The organism is Mesorhizobium sp. CNPSo 4661 (assembly GCF_057784215.1).
This window is the reverse complement of the sequence record NZ_JBWGIO010000039.1, coordinates 1-16039: the sequence shown is the minus strand read 5'-3', so window position 1 is coordinate 16039 and position 16039 is coordinate 1. Positions and strand designations below refer to the sequence as shown.

Here is a 16039-nt window from a genome sequence, read left to right as displayed (position 1 = left end):
AATGAGACAAACACGCCGGCATGGCGACGCCGGCGCAAGGCGCCCTGCCGGTTGGGAGGAAACCGGCAGGGCGTGCCGCGGAAAGAGAGCGATCCAGGGAGATGCGCACAGCCGCGGCAGAGCTGCGAAAAAACGTGAGTCGCCGACCCTCACCTGTCGGCCGGAAATCGACGCCGGTATCTATTGAGCCGATGGGGCTTTGCTCTCGTGATCTTCGCCATTGCTGGTCTGACGGCTACAGCCAGGATCATATTGCGCCCTCAGTTTTGAGCGCGCGGTAGGTGGTTTCGACCGATTTCGCCGTCGCGTCGACGATGATGTCCACCTCGTCCCTGGTGATGATGAGCGGTGGCGCGTATCCAAGGATGTCCGCATGCGGCATGGCACGGCCGATGACACCATTCTCGAGCAGGGCAGCAGCGGCCCGCACGCCGACCTGAAGTTCGGGCTCGAACGGCACGCGCGCTTTGGGATCGCGCATCAACTCCACGGCGGACAGAATCCCGACGCCGCGAACTTCGCCGACAATAGGATGTCCCTCCAGTTCCGCTTTCATGCGCGAAAGCCAGTAGGGGCCGACATCCTGGACATGCTCCAAGATGTTTCTTTCCTTAAGCACCTGAATGTTGGCAAGGGCGGCCGCCGCGCAGAGCGTGTGTCCAGAATATGTCCAGCCATGGCCCAGCGGACCGTGCTTTTCCGTTCCTTCTTCCAAAACCGACCAGACACGATCGCCGATGATCGAACCGGAGATGGGCAGGTAGGCTGAACTCACACCCTTGGCGATCGTGACGAAATCCGGACGCATGCCATAGAGGTGAGAGCCGAATTTCTCGCCTGTCCGCGCGAAGCCGCAGACGACCTCATCCGCGATAAGCAAGATGTCATATTTGTCGAGCACCGCTTGAATAGCCGCCCAATACCCCTTGGGCGGCGGAACGATGCCTCCGGTTCCGAGTACCGGCTCCCCTATGAAGGCCGCGACCGTCTCCGGACCCTCGGCGAGGATCAGGGCTTCGAGGTCATCGGCACAGCGCTTGGAGAACGCTTCCTCGCTCTCGCCATCCCGCGCTTGGCGATAGTGGTGCGGTGTTGTCGTATGACGCACCAGATTCAGCGGAAGGTCGAAGAATTTGTGAAAGAACGGAAGGCCAGTCAGGCTGCCGGTTACCAGCCCGGATCCGTGATAGCCGCGATTTCGCGAGATAATCTTCTTCTTTTCAGGGCGACCGAGGATGTTGTTGTAGTACCAGACCAGCTTGATATTGGTCTCGTTGGCGTCTGATCCCGAAAGTCCGAAATAGACCCTTCTCATATTCTGCCCAAAATATTCCACCACGGCCTCCGCCAAACGGGCAACTGGCTCCGTGCCTTGGCTGGCATAGACATGTGCGAACGGCAGTTCATGCGCTTGCTTGGCAATCGCGTCGGCGATCTCCGTGCATCCATATCCCATGTTGACGCAGTAGAGACCACCGAACCCGTCGAGGCTTCTCCGCCCCTCCGTATCCCATATATAGACGCCTTCTGCACCGGCCATGATCCGGTTTGGCGTTTCGCCGCGGCTGTGCTTTGCCAGATGAGTGGAAGGATGAAATACGAAACTGCGATCCTTTTCTTGAACCTGCGCTGTTCCCAGATTGGTCAGGCTCATCGCCCCTCTCCTCTTCTATCGCTTGGCGGAAAACACTCGGTCGCGGCGTCTAAGCCGTCAATATAGCGGAAGACACTCCCCACATTCCGTCGAAATGCCCGTCCGCCGCCGCCGAATTCACGGATTTGGTGTGCATGACCGTGAAAAGCACCGGCTCCGCAATTTACTGTGACTCTGGGACGGATAAGGAAATTGGCGAATTCGATTTTACCGGCTTTGTCACGATGAGACTGTAGTATTGATCGATCCCCAGACCGGCCTGGAGAAGGCCTTCCATGAACTCCTGATACGCAGCCATCGAGCGAGCTGCAACGCGCATCAGGTAATCGACTCGCCCCCCGATAGCCCAGCAGTCTAGGATTTCGGGCATGCCTTGAATCGCCGCCTCGAAATGCCTTTGGTCCTCAAGGCGATGACGGTTTAGCACCACCTCCACCATGACGAAGATCACGCCCCCGGTAAGGGTCGGACTGAGCCGCGCGTAATAGCCTTCAATGATACCTGCTGCTTCAAGTACGCGCAGGCGCTCCGAACAAGCTGAAGGCGACAGATGAACGCGTTTGGCAAGATCGCTTTTCGATACACGACCGTCGGATTGAAGCTCCGAGAGAATGCGAAGGTCCCAAGCGTCCAGGCGCACAGCATCAAGTTTCGACTTCATGGCCCTGCCCAGCCGGATGATGATGAACTGGACTTTAGGCTGCTATGGACTGAATGCCAATTGTAGATGTCCAGCCGACCTGCCAGGTCAGAAGCGCGTTTCTGAAACGTGTTGTTGATGCGCATGGGCTGATGTGGGTCGGCTCGCCTTAAGAAACCCACGCCGCTGCATCAATCTCTCGGAATTCGCGTATGCCTGAACAAGCGAATAACTGCCGACTCAGCGTTCAAACGCCGATGCTTCGTGCAATGCTATCGGCTGCCATTCGCTTTCGCCACTCTAGCGGCCCGGAAGTATGAACAGAGTTTCCCTCAACGTCGACAGCCATGATGACGGGCATGTCTTGGACTTCAAATTCATAGATGGCTTCCATTCCAAGGTCTTCGAAGGCCACAAGCCGCGCCGCCTTGATCGATTTTGAAATCAGGTAGGCGGCCCCCCCCACTGCAATGAGATAGGGCGTCTTGTGCCTGACGATCGACTCGATGGCCGCCGGCCCCCTCTCCGCCTTGCCCACCATTGCATAAAGTCCAGTCCCGGCCAGCACCTTATCAGTGAAGTCGTCCATGCGGCTGGAGGTTGTGGGACCAGCAGGGCCAACCACCTCATCCCTTACCGCACGCACTGGTCCGACGTAATAGATCACGCGTCCGCGCAGATCGACTGGAAGTGGCTCGCCCCTGTCGATCAGGTCGACCACGCGCTTATGGGCGGCGTCTCGGCCGGTTAGGATTTTTCCGGACAAAAGCAGAGTTTCCCCGCAGTGCCATGACGCCGTCTCTTCCCTCGTCAACTTGTCCAAGTTGACCCGGCGGACGCCTGTCATTTGTAGGTCGTCAGGACCAATCTGTGGCCATTCGGAAAGATCGGGCGGCTGAAGCTGGACCGGCCCAGTGCCGTCCAAGGTGAAGGTGAGGTGCCGGTTGGCAGCGCATTGAGGAATCAGAGCTACAGGCTTGGAGGCTGCGTGGGTGGGATAGCTCGCCACCTTAACGTCGACGACAGTCGTCAGGCCACCCAGGCCCTGAGCGCCGATCCCCAGTGCGTTAATCCGCTCGTAAAGCTCGATCCGCAGCGCCTCTTCGGCGCCTGACGGCCCTCTGGCGATCAAATCCGTCATGTCGATAGGCTTGTTCATGGCCTCCTTGGCCAAAAGCATCGCCTTTTCGGCGCTACCCCCGATACCAACTGAGATAAGGCCAGGCGGACACCATCCGCTGCCAAGCATCGAAACGGTCTCAACCACCCAATCGGCAACCGACGCGCTGGGGTTAAGGGTGGTGAAACGAGCCTTGTTCTCAGACCCGCCGCCTTTTGCGGCGATGGTGATCTCAATCTTTTTGCCGTGCACAAGTTCGACGTGGACGACTGCCGGCGTGTTGTCGCGGGTGTTCAATCGGCGGCCAAGCGGGTCCGAGACGATCGACGGTCGAAGGGGATTGTTGGGGTCGAGATATGCCTGCCGGACGCCTTCATTGACAAGCTCGGCGAAGCTGGCCGCAGACTTGATGCGAACCCCCATTCCGACCTTGGCGAAAACCACCACGAGACCGGTATCCTGGCAGATCGGCCGCCGCCCAAATGCCGCCATCCGCGAATTCAGCAGAATCTGCCCTATGGCGTTCTTTGCCGAGGGGCTCTGCTCGCGAGCGAATGCCTCAGCAAGGTAGCGGATATAGTCCGGAGGATGGTAATACGAGATGAACTGGAGAGCGTCGGCGACGCTTCTCATAATGTCTTCACCGGTAATAATGCGCGCCCTTGTATTCACTTGGTTCTATCCGAATGATCCGAGCCCGTTGACCAGTTTCAAGCTTTGAAAACTGCGCATGCCCTGCTCGCCGCCCTCGTATCCATAGCCGCTCTGCTTGACCCCGCCATAGGGCGCGTCTGCTGAAACGCCTTTCAGGTAATTTATGCTGACTGCGCCAGCCGAGACACCGCCAATCAGCGTGCGTTTTGCATCGGCGGCGCCAGTGAAGAAGTAGGCGGCCAACCCGTACTCGGTGGCATTGGCTTCTTCGATAGCCTCCTCGATCGTGTCGAACGGCGCCACAGTCAGGATCGGTCCGAACGGCTCTTGATGAAGCACCTTCGCATCCTTGGGCACTCCTGTCAGGATGGTTGGCGGCCAGTAGAAACCCGGCTGGGCCAAGCGCGTGCCACCCGTCTCTACGCGCGCGCCGCGATCCACTGCATCCTTGACCAGACGCTCCATGGCCTCGATCCGCCGCGCGTTTGCCATGGGTCCCATCTCTGTTGCAGGATCGTCTGGTGGGCCTATTTTAATGTTGCGAGCTACTTCGGTCATCCGGGACAAAAACTCCGCGTAGAGCGGACGGGCGACGAGGATTCTGCTGGGTGCGTTGCAGCTCTGGCCCGCGCACTCGAACTTGTATTCCGAAATTGCCGGTATTGCGTTTGCCAGGTCGGCATCCTCGCATACAACGACGGGGGAGTGCCCACCGAGCTCGAGGACGCACCGCTGCAAATTATTCGCGGCGAGCTTAGCGAGCTGTTTTCCAATTTCGGTTGAGCCCGTGAAAGTCAACAGCTTCACGATTGGCGAGTTGAGTAGATGCCGGGATATTTCCGCCGGTACGCCGAAGACAACATTGACGACGCCATCCAGGATACCCGCTAGTCGCAATGCTTCGACGATGTGGATCGCCGCACTCGGTGTTTCTTCAGCGCCTTTCAGGATCACAGGACAGCCCGCCGCCAGCGCAGGGGCAAGCTTGCGGGCAATGAGCACCGCGGGATAGTTCCACGGTGTGAAGGCGGCGACCACGCCGAGCGGCTCAGGAACAATCATCCGGTTGGGGCCATGTGGAATTGGGGCAGACAATTCTTCGGCGTGTGTGCCGTACCACTCGAAAGTTTCGACTGCGCGCGCGTACTCGCCTGTTGCTTCGGTAATCGTCTTGCCATGTTCTCTCGACAAATCCTTCGCTGCGTCTCCTACCTTCGTTGCCAGGATTTTGGCGGCCGCGACAAGAATTTCGCCGCGTTCCTTCGGCGGTCGGGAGGACCAAGCGCGGCGGCTTCGCTCTGCAGAAGCAAGGGCATCGTCCAGGTCCGAAGCCGAGGCCGCGGCCACCGAGCCAAAGACCTGCTCTGTCGCCGGGTTGGTCACCGTCATGGTCCCACTACCAGACCGCCAACTGCCGTTGATGAAAAGCTGATAGTTCGTGGCGTTGGACATCGCATGCTCCGCTTTCATGAATCTGCCAGGGCGCGAGCCAGCCGATATCCGAACCGTGCCCCGCTGTTAGGGGATTTCATCGCGATCGTTGCAGGCGGTCAAATATCGAATGTCGCCCAAAACCATCTCGAATCCAGATTGATACCGCTCAAGCAACCGCGAGGAGCCGTAGCGCTGGCTGAATTTGCCTGGGATTATCTAAACCCGATCCGGAACCGTGGCTGACCAGCGCCCGCACTCGATCAAAGTCTTTACGACTTTTGGGATTAGTTTGCGGACCGCCGAGACGGCTGGAGAGCGCTCATCCTTCGGGTTGACGGCGAGCACGACGGAACGGGTAATCACGGGATCGACGATCTTGACCGTCCGAACCAGACCTTGAGACGCCTCTTTCTGAATGGCCGACGGGGTAAGGATGGAATACGCCTTTCCTTCCATGACCATATTGATAATAGTAGAAAGGGAGTCGACCTCGAATCTGACATCCAAAACACAACCGTGTTGGGCAACGACATCAGCGACCGAACGCCTGACATTGTTATTGCGCATGGGAACCGCCAGGGGAAACGCGTGCAGTTCGGCGAGCGCGATCGTATCTTCGAAAGGGGGTTGACCCGGCGGCACGACGAGGCAAAACTCTTCGCGGGCCAGCACCGTCATTGGCCCCACGCTCTCCGCGGTCCGGTACAGAACGGCCAGATTGAAACGGCCCGCAGCCATCCACTCTTCCAGCGGTCCCGTCATGCCCTCGATCATCTTGAGCGAGATCCTCGGCAACTCACTTCTTGCCGATTCAAGCAGCGGACCGCTAAGAACGCGAGCGGCTCCGGACGGAATGCCGATGGTCACCTCTCCGGAAGGAGCAGTCACCGTGTTGGTCAGTTCCGCCTCGGTAAGCTGAATCTCTTTCAGGATGTTCCGCGCGCGCTCAAGCAGCTTGCCTCCGGCCGCCGTGACGCTGACACCGGTCCTGTCGCGAACCAGCAGTTGGGTGCCAAAACCTTCCTCAAGTTGACGCACATGCAGGCTTAGAGCGCTTTGAGCAACGTTGAGGGTCGCAGCCGCCTTCGTAAAACTGCCGGCTTCGACGACGCCGACAAAATATCTTAACTGCCTGATGTCCACGACGACCAAATCCAACTGGGACATGATCCCCAGCGCCTTCTTTCTATCTCGAAACGAGATGGGTAGCAAGACAAACCGCAGGCCGATGTCTCGGAAAGCTTTTAAAGGGCGGGTCAGAAAGCGAGCGCCAGGATCTCGTGGGCGCGCCTCACCACCGGCGGATCGATCATCTTGCCATTCAACGAGAATGCAGACAGTCCACGCGTGGCGGCATCGTTTTCCGCCGCGACGACGCGACGGGCCCACTCGAGCTCGTCTGCGCTTGGCGAGAAGGCTTCGTTGAATATGGCAATCTGTGTCGGGTGGATCGCCAAAGCTCCGGCAAAGCCAAGCCGACGCGCATGTTCAGCCACGTCGCGAAGCTTATTGGTGTCCGAGAACTCGCCAATGCTTCCTATGAAACCTAAGGGGAGCAAGCCGGCAGCGCGGGCGGCAAAAAGAACCGAGAGGTTCGGCATCAAAAGGAGGTCGAAGTCCGGGGCGCCCCCAACAGCGGCACTGAAGTCTTCAGGACCAAGAGCCATCGCAACCATCCTTGGATGCGCGGACGCAATGGCCGTGAGCCTCTGCAAGGCGCCAGGCGTCTCGATCTGGGCAAGGAACCGGATCCGTCCTAGTGGAAGATTTCGTTCTCGTTCAAGGTCTGAAACCGCATCCGCTATCTCTGAAACCCATTCTGCCGAATCCGTCTTCGGAAGAACCAGCGCGTCAACTCCAGCCAGCACGGCTGCATCGAGATCGGCCACCAAAGTGCGCAAATCACGATTCACGCGGATCAAAACAGATGCGCCCTGTCGCGCCACCTTTGTCACGGATTCGGCAAGCTGCCGCCGTGCCTCGGCCTTCTGATTCGGAGGAACAGAATCCTCTAGGTCGAGAATGACGCCATCTGCACCGCGCTCGTGAGCCGATTCCACAAAGCGCGGAACGTGAGCGGGCACGAAGAGCAGGGATCTCCAGCGTGGTATAGGCATCACGCCTTCAACGGCCGCAAAGGTATTCTTGATCATAGAGCCGCCCTGCAGCCGATTTTAGCGAGGGCGACGGCAGTGGGCTTGCGCGGCGGCCAGCGTGCCGAGATGATCCGAGGTACACAGGCTCTTCGGAAATCGCGTTCGGGCTCACCTTACCGAGATGCACGCTTACGATGACGCGGCTCTTTGGCGCAAACGGCCCAGAGCCTCTTCGCGGACAGTCGCGGTATGAGCGCCAAGAGCCGGAACTGGGCGCAGTGCGGCATATTCAGAGTTGAAGATCGCCGCCGGCGCTATCGTCTCGACGGTCCCTTCGGGTGTTCCAACCTCAACCCTGCGAATGTGTGGATGTTTTGAAACATCCGCCACTTCGTTTAGTCGACCGTAGGCCAAGCCGGCGGCCTCGAGCTCCCGCATCGCTTCATGGCACGACAATTCACAAAAGCGTCTCTCAATGATCTCATCAAGTTGTGCACGGTGACCGAGACGCTCCATATTATCAGCAAAGCCAGGGGCGCGCGTAAGCTCCGGCTGCTTCAGGAATTTCTCGCAGAAATTTACCCATTCGCGGTCGTTTTGAACCGAAAAGATGACCTCTTTGCCGTCAGCACAACGATAGGCGCCGTAAGGTGCCAGCGATGGGTGTTTCACGCCAGCGCGTACCGTGTGATAGCCGCTGTAGTCGTTTTGCAGAACCGGCACATTCATCCAGTCGGCGACGGCATCGAACAGGGACACCTGGATGCTGGTGCCTTCACCGCTGACCTCGCGGTGATAGAGGGCCTGAAGAATGGCGCTATGCGCCGTCATGCCCGCCGAGATGTCGCAAACGGAGACCCCTACGCGCGCCGGCCCTTGTTGGTTGCCGGTGATCGCGCATAGACCTGTTTCGGCCTGGACGATGAGATCATAAGCCTTCAAGTGGGAATACGGCCCTTTGACCCCGAAACCAGAGATGTCACAGGTGATAAGACGCCGATGTCGGCGACGCAGATCCTCAGACCCGAACCCCAGTTTTTCGATACTGCCCGGTTTCAGATTCTGAATAAAAACGTCAGCATCGGCAATGAGCGTTTCGAGGATCTCACGGTCCGTCTCCAACTTAAGGTCCAGGCATACCGATTCTTTACCCCGGTTGAGCCAAACAAAGTAGGCGCTTTGCCCTCTAACCAACTCGTCGTAGCCTCGGGCAAAGTCCCCTTCCGGCCGTTCGATCTTGATTACCCGGGCCCCAGCATCTGCAAGGCGGGACGACGCATAAGGCGCTGCCACGGCCTGCTCTACAGCAATGACGGTGATCCCCTCGAGGCTTTTATGCATTGGTGACACACCGCGCTTTTCACCGGACATTTTTGGTCGCTCGACGGTTCAGGATCGCGAGCAACCGGTTCTGTTCGTTCCCAACGATTGAGAAAGCCTCGTCGACGCCCATGCCGGGCTTTGCGAGCATCATATCGGCTTGGGTCGCCACCGAAATGTGGACTGACGCTTGGGCGGACAGATCCGTTTCCGTACAGCTCCCGCCGACATACGCGCCAACTTGGTTCTGCTTACAAACGAGCACAGCACGGGCCGTGTCGGCTATCGAGCCGACATCCGGGGTTTTAATTTGCACAAGATGCGCGGCCTTCGCTTCGGCAAATTGCCGAATGTCCTCAAGCGTATTGCATCTCTCATCCACGACAATGCGCGCCCTGGAACCTCGCTCATTGAGGATCGATACGATCCGCGCATAATTCTCAATCTGGGCTCGTGTTGAACCAAAGTCCGCTGGCGACTCTATATTCAGCGTGAAACCCGGAACGCACTCGGCAACTCTGCAGATAAAGTCAGCAATGCGTTGCGGATCCAGGCCGATTTCCTGGCCAATCCAGCCATACACATCGAAATGCAACACCGGCTGATAGTCCGGGCGACCGATCTCGCGCGTGCGCGCTGCAACCCATTTCACGAAATCCATAAAGGTCCTGCCGTCGACGCCAAATTTCTGACGTGAATTGATCAGGCCGTGGGGAAGAACATCCACGGATCTCAGAACCATCTTGTCGACATTTATTTCCCGGGCATCGCCGCTTTGGCAGTAGATCGGGACCCTTCGCGTCGGCAACGGTAAGTCAAATTCAGCGCATACGACCTCAGCCATGGCGGCACGTTGGAGGTAGGCTGAGGCTCGAAGCAACGCTTGACTGACTCCGTACTCGAGCGCAAGAGGTAGCCGCTCGCGCTCGAACGGCTCGAAAACCTTCGCGCAGGCCTCAAGGTAGCGGGACGCATCGACATCGAGAAGTCGTGGTATCATGACCCGGGCCGTCAGATCCGCCATTTGTTTGACGTCAAACAGAGGATCGCGTCCACCCGCTCCAGAATATTGAACACTCATCATGTCGCCCCAGACGACGGTGTCGTCGGCAAGGACAAGCCCGATGCTGAGCGAAGACGCCGGAACGCGGATAGACGTGAAACCGGGGGTTAGCGGTTCGCCAAGATAGATGAAGCCGTCCTGCGAGGCTCCGGCCCTAATAGCAGCTTGGTCATCATAAAAAAATGCACCGCTGCCGGGCGCGAGGAGTACGTCTTTTATCTGCAACTGTTTCGCTCGATTTCTATCGGACAATATTAGGGAGAACGCTTTAGCCTCGACAGCAGTATGCGCCATCTGGCATTCAGGTGGCCAATATAATGTCCCGGATGGTACCATCACGTTTTCAGATGGCGCGTCGCTATCCGGAGGATGGTATGCTGGGCTGCGGTTCGGCGGGCAGCGATGAAGGCTTCTCGTCAGATGTGCTCGAGCACTGGATTGGCATGCTCGCTCGGCCGCGGTAGCTGCGGGGTCGATGCTGACGGCGGAGCAGAGCCGTCGGTCCGTATCTGGTCGCTGCCAGGCAAAACTTGGGCCAGCGCCATCGATCTCACGGGCGGCAGATCGTCGGCCTGCGCTGTGTCGATCCGTTCCTTTAAGAGCCTCAAGAAAGTTGTCCGCTATACGAGACCTCCGGCCCGGGTACAGATCGGCGCCCGCTCCCATCGATAGCTTGCCTTATCGAATCTAGCCCCAGTCCCGGAAAATTTGACGCAGGCGGCTCTGGAGTGATCTGACTTCGTTGACGAACATCGTAGCGATGATGCCGTCAATTTCGATATAAGCTGATACGGCGCCCCCCGACCGGCTAGGCCGGAACGAACCGCCTCCACTCCCCAGTCCCTTGACCTCCTCTTTGGAGATGAGCCGTGTCAATCTAGGGCTGCGTGCACTCGTACTCAAGGGACAAGCCTTGCCATGTGTGTATCGCAACACTAGGACAACGCTGCCAGTCGCGGATTATTTACATGCGACTACTACGAGTCGGGAACTGGCGGCCGTAAACGCTTCGGCTTCCTGCCCGTAAGCTTCGATGGTCTCGAACCCTGCTCTCCGCAGCATCCGAGTATATTCAGAAACACCATACTGCTTGAAAGAAAGTCGTGCTGTTTTAATACGTCCGTTGCGCACGACAAGCCTTTCCAGCTTCGAACGATCACTCACCACGTCATAAGTATATAGATCGATTCTGGTATCGTCGTTGCGGCGAGCAACGTGGCAGACAGGGGACTTATGTCCCAGAAAATCGAGCCTATTGGGGTGGTCGATTAGCAGACGCCCCCCCTTGCGAAGTGAAGAAGCGGCTTCACACAGAACTTTCTCATTGTCTTCGTCATCGAAATAGCCAAACGTTGTGTACCATAGGAAAGCCGCTTCGAATCGATCACGCCAAGGAAGTGTGCGCATATCGCCCAGAACGTATTCAACATCTAATCTGTGCTCAGCAGCGTCGGCCTCGGCTTTTTTTAGCAAAGCGGATGAAATATCAATTCCCGTCATCTTCACGCCTTTTTCCGCCAACCGATTGGCAATCCGCCCATAACCGCACCCAAGCTCAAGAACTGGGTCGCCCTGCTTAAGAGACAGAAAATCCCAGATCGCTCCAGCTTGTCTGTCGCTTATTTCGGGAGGATTGACAACGTCGCCAAAGTATATGTAGTCTTCTTCGAAGTATGACTCAATTTCACTTGGCATCATAACAGAACCTTTTTTGTCGTTAATTGTCTTTACCTGATATTGTCGCTAAGTTATTTTATCTTCTAATGCAGCCTTTGAAAGTGAAGTCTCCGTTAAGATTTGCATCTCTGCAAAATATTTTTGCAACAATAGGTGGGCGATTGACACTATATCGGCGTGCCGGTGCGGGCCTTGTCGCGCGGCCATTGCGCGTTTCGGCAATTCTCGGACACCACTGTCCGGTGGTGATCCTTCGCGGAATCAGGCGACGTTGGCATCACCAAGCTTTCACCGACGCCGTCTCGCGGCGACCCGCGCATCGCTCAGCAAACCACCCAAGCGGGCACTGTCGCGCGGCACTGCTGTGGCGAAATACCGTGCTTGCTCCTAAAGCATTTCGCAAAATGCGACGCCGATACGAAACCACTCGCAATCGCTATATCAACGATTGATAATCGGGTGCCTTCGATCAGTCGCCTCGCGTGATCAACCCTAAGTTTGAGGTAGAACTTCGCTGGTGTCATGCCGATATGAACTACGAAAAGGCGTTCGAGCTGACGCCTTGAAACCCCTAACCGCTTACAGAGTCGAGATATCGGCAGTGGAGACTCTATATTGTGTTCCATAATCGTAACAGCGGTTACGAATTTGTCGCTCGTTTTCCCAAACCCTGTCCCCGGTCCATCTGTCTGACGTTTCGAGCCTAAGCGCTGGCCCGCTACGGTTGCGTATCGACAAACCTCGTTCGCGATAAAGCCTCCGGCATGAGTGCCGACGAAGTCCACGGCCAAATCAAAAGCAGCCAGTTCCCCGGCGCAGGTTGAATACTGACCGTCCTTAACAAAGAGCGAATCTTGAATGCGAGTTTTGGGAAACACCTCCGAGAAGGCGCCAAGCCGCGACCAGTGGATCGTGCAATGACTGTTTGCCAGTAAGCCAGCGCGGGCCAGCAGCCACGTTGCCGTGCCAACAGCCGATATGGCTACGCCGCACCTGGCGATATCTCGCAGAAAGCCATTCAAAACCGGGGTGAAGCAACCGTCAACAGGCTCGCCAGACACCACCACAAGCTGATCGATTTCATTACCGTTGACGCTTCGGGGACGCAGCACGTCAATGGTGACCTCGACCGGCATTGGGACCCCGTTTGCGCCAGCAACGGGTCGGCACTCCATTCCAGCGATGCGCCATCGAAATCGCTGCTCATTTAAAACGGAGTTGGCGATACGCAAGGGCTCGATATAGGCATGAAGCGCGAGATGCGAAAACCCCGGCAGCACTAGGACGGCGATCTTCAATGGTTGCCCCGCTCCCACAAAGTCGGAGGGCTCAGCAAAGGTCATTCTATCAGATTGAAACGGATCGATCATCGGCAATCAGTGCCCGCGAGAGAGCCGAACCCGTCTTTCGGGCTTGAACTTGAGCTAAGGCCCAGCACCCCGGAAGCATGTTCAAACGAGTTTCGTCTGCAGGCGCGAAAGCATTTTCAGGCAACTCTTGAGCTGGTCGATATCTACAAACTCGTTTGGCTTATGGGCTTGCTCGATCGAGCCGGGCCCGCAGACGATGGCCGATATCCCCGCTTTCTGAAAAAGCCCCGCCTCGGTGCCGAAGGCGACGACGTCGGCACCATTGGCGCCGGTGATTTCATAGATGAGGTCGCGCGCCGCCGATTGGGGCACAATCTGAAGTCCTTCCACCTCACCGATCACGATGGTTTCAATACAACAATTAGGAGACACGGCCTTCATTTCCGGCAGCAGCTGCTGGTTAATGAAGGCGTCGAGGCTCTCCTTCACAAACGCGGCGTCAGACGGTTGAACCGGGCGCATCTCCCATTCGACCGAGCAATGCCCCGCAATAATGTTACGGCCTGCGCCGCCGGAAATCCGCCCGACCTGAATTGTGGCCCAAGGAGGGTCAAAGCAGCTTCCTGCCATCGCCCGGCCCTTCAGCTCTTTGCCGAGCTCCATCAGATACGTGATGAACCTTGTCGCGTACTGAATGGCGTTGATGCCGCGGTCGGGCTGCGATCCGTGGCCCTCAAGGCCTACAAAGTTGGTCGTATATTCATAGCATCCTTTGTGCCCTTCGATGACCTGCATCATTGTCGGCTCACCGATCAGGGCGGCCGCAGGCTTGATATTGCGACGAGCCAATTCCCTAACCAGCGCCTGGGCGCCGAAGCAACCGACCTCCTCATCGTAGGTAAACGCAAAATGCAGCGGTCGCTCGAGATTGAGTTCCGCAGCCTCCCGAGCAGTGGCAAGGCAGCAGGCGAGGAAGCCCTTCATGTCGCATGTGCCGCGGCCGTAGAGCCGCCCGTTGCTCTCCAGCATCATAAAAGGATCGCTGGACCAATCCTGCCCTTCCACCGGGACAACATCCGAATGCCCGGAGAGAACGATGCCCCCATCCTTCTGAGGCCCCAATGTGGCGAACAGATTGGCTTTCCGTCCGTCTTCATTGTGCTGAAGAAATACCCTTGCCCCAAGGTGGCGCAGAAAATCAGCCATGTAGTCAATCATGGAGAGGTTCGACTCATGGGAGATGGTCGGGAACGCAACCAGTTTTTCAAGTATTTGTTTTGTGTCTTCGATCAAAGCCACTGACATCTCTTTCTCCAGCGGTTTTACACGAGGATGAAGGGATCACGACAGGCGCCCAGTCGAAGGGGCCCCTGGGCAAAATCACCAGTGCACAAACGCACTCATCTCGCCGCATCATTTTTTTACGAACAGTTGCCGTGGGACGTTGGCCAAGCATTCCATTCCGGTCTCGGTAATGAGAACGGTTTCGGTCATTTCGAAACCACAGTCCTTCATCCAAAGACCCGTCATAAAATGGAATGTCATCCCTGGCTGAAGCTCGGTTTTGTCGTCACGACGCAGGCTCATCGTGTGCTCACCCCAGTCGGGCGGATAGGCGCACCCGACCGAATAGCCGACCCGGTTATCCTTCTTGATGCCGTAACGTTCAAGCACATCGCAGAAGGCGATCGCGATGTCCTCGGCGGTGGCGCCCGGTTTGGCAATGGCCAAACCTGCCTCCATTCCCTCCAAAGTCATTTTCTCGGCGTTCAAGAACGTCTCGCTTGGTTTGCCGAGATAGACCGTCCGTGACATCGGGCAATGGTACCGTCGATAGACGCCGGCGATCTCGAAAAAGGTCCCCTCATTGTTGCGCATCGGCTGGTCGTCCCAGGTTAGATGGCATGCTGCGGCGTCAGCCCCTGACGGGAGTAGCGGTACAAGCGCCGGGTAATCTCCGCCGAAGTCGGGCGTACCGCGAATAGCGGCATCATAGATTTCGGCCGCCAAGTCACACTTGCGCATGCCCGGCTCGACCTTTTCGTAGATGCGCTTGTGCATCAGCTCAACAATGCGAGCGGCTTTTCGCATGAAAGCGATTTCCGCTGGGCTTTTCACTATCCTTTGCCAATTCACCATGACAGTCGCATCGACAAACTTGGCGTTCGGCAGGCCGTCGATGAGCGATTCGTAAGCCGCGGCCGAAAACCAGTAGGCATCTTTCTCGAGGCCTATGACGCCCTTATCCAGCTTGCGCTCAACCAGGAGCCTAGCAAGCAGTTCCATCGGATGACGCTCAAGCGAGTGGACGTAGTGGTCGGGATAGGGAACAACATTCTCGGTTCCGATATAACAGGTCCGCATCGCGCCGGGTGAGTCGATGCCGCGACCGAACCAGATTGGCTCGCCGGAAGGCGGTACGACAATCGCTTGGTGGACGTAGAATGACCAGCCATCATAGCCGGTCAACCAATGCATATTGGCTGGATCGCTAACGATAAGGGTGTCGATGCCGCGCCTATCCATCGCCGCTCGGGTTTTGCTAAGCCGTCCTGCGTACTCATCCAGGCTGAAATTGAGAATTTTCGTCCCCATGGCTTCCCTTCAGGGTTCTCTTTTCTTTCATGCTGTATTGACAAGGAAGAAGCAGCCGGAAAAGAATCCCTGAGGGCATCGCGAGCGTCAAATGTTGTTTGTAGATTTGACCCATCTGGCATTCAGATGTGCTTACTCTATGAGCGACGCCAGGATCGCATCGGCAACGGCAGCCGGCATCTCGGCTTCCCCAGATCTAAGATTGTTGGCGGCCACGTGGCTCGGGGCTCCTAAGACTGTGTACGTCGTCATCAGTCTTGCACGTCAGCTCACGTCCGAGTTTCCTATACCGCCTCCTTGACGGCGCTGAGGAACTGTTGGGTGCGCTTGCGCTGCGGGTTTCCGAACAGCTGTTCTGGCGTGCCCTGCTCCTCGATCCTGCCGCCGAAGAAGAAGCAGACACGATCGGCGATGTCGCGGGCGAAGCCCATTTGGTGCGTGACCATCAGCATGGTCAGGCTGTAATCCGACACCAG

The 16039-nt window shown here is 57.3% G+C and carries 12 protein-coding genes and 1 pseudogene; all 13 read right to left on the bottom strand.

Annotation, left to right across the window (positions count from 1 at the left end):
* Window positions 1-247: 247 nt before the first annotated feature.
* The gene (locus tag AC0YKC_RS32275) at window positions 248-1654 is read right to left on the bottom strand and encodes an aminotransferase (RefSeq protein ID WP_488513989.1); all 1407 of its coding nucleotides are present in this window, start codon (window positions 1652-1654) and stop codon (window positions 248-250) included.
* 163 nt (window positions 1655-1817) lie between these two features.
* On the bottom strand, window positions 1818-2315 hold the full coding sequence (locus tag AC0YKC_RS32270; protein WP_488513988.1) for an Lrp/AsnC family transcriptional regulator: 498 nt from the start codon (window positions 2313-2315) through the stop codon (window positions 1818-1820).
* A gap of 226 nt (window positions 2316-2541) precedes the next feature.
* Entirely contained in the window at window positions 2542-4047 is a 1506-nt protein-coding gene (locus tag AC0YKC_RS32265; protein ID WP_488514005.1) for a fumarate hydratase, read from the bottom strand.
* 45 nt (window positions 4048-4092) lie between these two features.
* Entirely contained in the window at window positions 4093-5520 is a 1428-nt protein-coding gene (locus AC0YKC_RS32260) for an NAD-dependent succinate-semialdehyde dehydrogenase (RefSeq protein WP_488513987.1), read from the bottom strand.
* 198 nt (window positions 5521-5718) lie between these two features.
* Complete coding sequence (locus tag AC0YKC_RS32255) at window positions 5719-6645, bottom strand: LysR family transcriptional regulator (protein ID WP_488514004.1); 927 nt, start codon at window positions 6643-6645, stop codon at window positions 5719-5721.
* 113 nt (window positions 6646-6758) lie between these two features.
* Complete coding sequence (locus tag AC0YKC_RS32250) at window positions 6759-7655, bottom strand: HpcH/HpaI aldolase/citrate lyase family protein (protein WP_488513986.1); 897 nt, start codon at window positions 7653-7655, stop codon at window positions 6759-6761.
* Window positions 7656-7787: 132 nt separating this feature from the next.
* Window positions 7788-8939: a CaiB/BaiF CoA transferase family protein gene (locus tag AC0YKC_RS32245; RefSeq protein ID WP_488514003.1), complete on the bottom strand. Its 1152-nt coding sequence runs from the start codon at window positions 8937-8939 to the stop codon at window positions 7788-7790.
* Window positions 8940-8958: 19 nt separating this feature from the next.
* Window positions 8959-10206, bottom strand: coding sequence for a methylaspartate ammonia-lyase (locus tag AC0YKC_RS32240; RefSeq protein WP_488514002.1), 1248 nt, complete (start codon window positions 10204-10206; stop codon window positions 8959-8961).
* A 735-nt stretch (window positions 10207-10941) separates the two neighbouring features.
* Window positions 10942-11679, bottom strand: a complete 738-nt coding sequence (locus AC0YKC_RS32235) for a class I SAM-dependent methyltransferase (protein WP_488513985.1) — start codon at window positions 11677-11679, stop codon at window positions 10942-10944.
* Between the two features lie 302 nt (window positions 11680-11981).
* Window positions 11982-12956 carry a GlxA family transcriptional regulator gene (locus AC0YKC_RS32230; protein WP_488513984.1) on the bottom strand — a complete coding sequence of 325 codons (975 nt, stop codon included), beginning with the start codon at window positions 12954-12956 and terminating at the stop codon, window positions 11982-11984.
* Between the two features lie 153 nt (window positions 12957-13109).
* Window positions 13110-14273, bottom strand: coding sequence for an acetylornithine deacetylase (gene argE / locus AC0YKC_RS32225; RefSeq protein WP_488513983.1), 1164 nt, complete (start codon window positions 14271-14273; stop codon window positions 13110-13112).
* A 108-nt stretch (window positions 14274-14381) separates the two neighbouring features.
* Window positions 14382-15563: an ectoine hydrolase DoeA gene (doeA, locus tag AC0YKC_RS32220; RefSeq protein WP_488513982.1), complete on the bottom strand. Its 1182-nt coding sequence runs from the start codon at window positions 15561-15563 to the stop codon at window positions 14382-14384.
* A 284-nt stretch (window positions 15564-15847) separates the two neighbouring features.
* A pseudogene (locus AC0YKC_RS32215) lies at window positions 15848-16039 on the bottom strand (ectoine/hydroxyectoine ABC transporter ATP-binding protein EhuA); the annotation flags it as partial.

Coding starts and splice junctions, on each gene's coding strand:
- AC0YKC_RS32265 (WP_488514005.1), bottom strand. CDS start 4,047: ATGAGAAGCGTCGCCGACGCTCTCCAGTTCATCTCGTATTACCATCCT.
- AC0YKC_RS32270 (WP_488513988.1), bottom strand. CDS start 2,315: ATGAAGTCGAAACTTGATGCTGTGCGCCTGGACGCTTGGGACCTTCGC.
- doeA (WP_488513982.1), bottom strand. CDS start 15,563: ATGGGGACGAAAATTCTCAATTTCAGCCTGGATGAGTACGCAGGACGG.
- AC0YKC_RS32260 (WP_488513987.1), bottom strand. CDS start 5,520: ATGTCCAACGCCACGAACTATCAGCTTTTCATCAACGGCAGTTGGCGG.
- AC0YKC_RS32245 (WP_488514003.1), bottom strand. CDS start 8,939: ATGCATAAAAGCCTCGAGGGGATCACCGTCATTGCTGTAGAGCAGGCC.
- AC0YKC_RS32235 (WP_488513985.1), bottom strand. CDS start 11,679: ATGATGCCAAGTGAAATTGAGTCATACTTCGAAGAAGACTACATATAC.
- argE (WP_488513983.1), bottom strand. CDS start 14,273: ATGTCAGTGGCTTTGATCGAAGACACAAAACAAATACTTGAAAAACTG.
- AC0YKC_RS32275 (WP_488513989.1), bottom strand. CDS start 1,654: ATGAGCCTGACCAATCTGGGAACAGCGCAGGTTCAAGAAAAGGATCGC.
- AC0YKC_RS32250 (WP_488513986.1), bottom strand. CDS start 7,655: ATGATCAAGAATACCTTTGCGGCCGTTGAAGGCGTGATGCCTATACCA.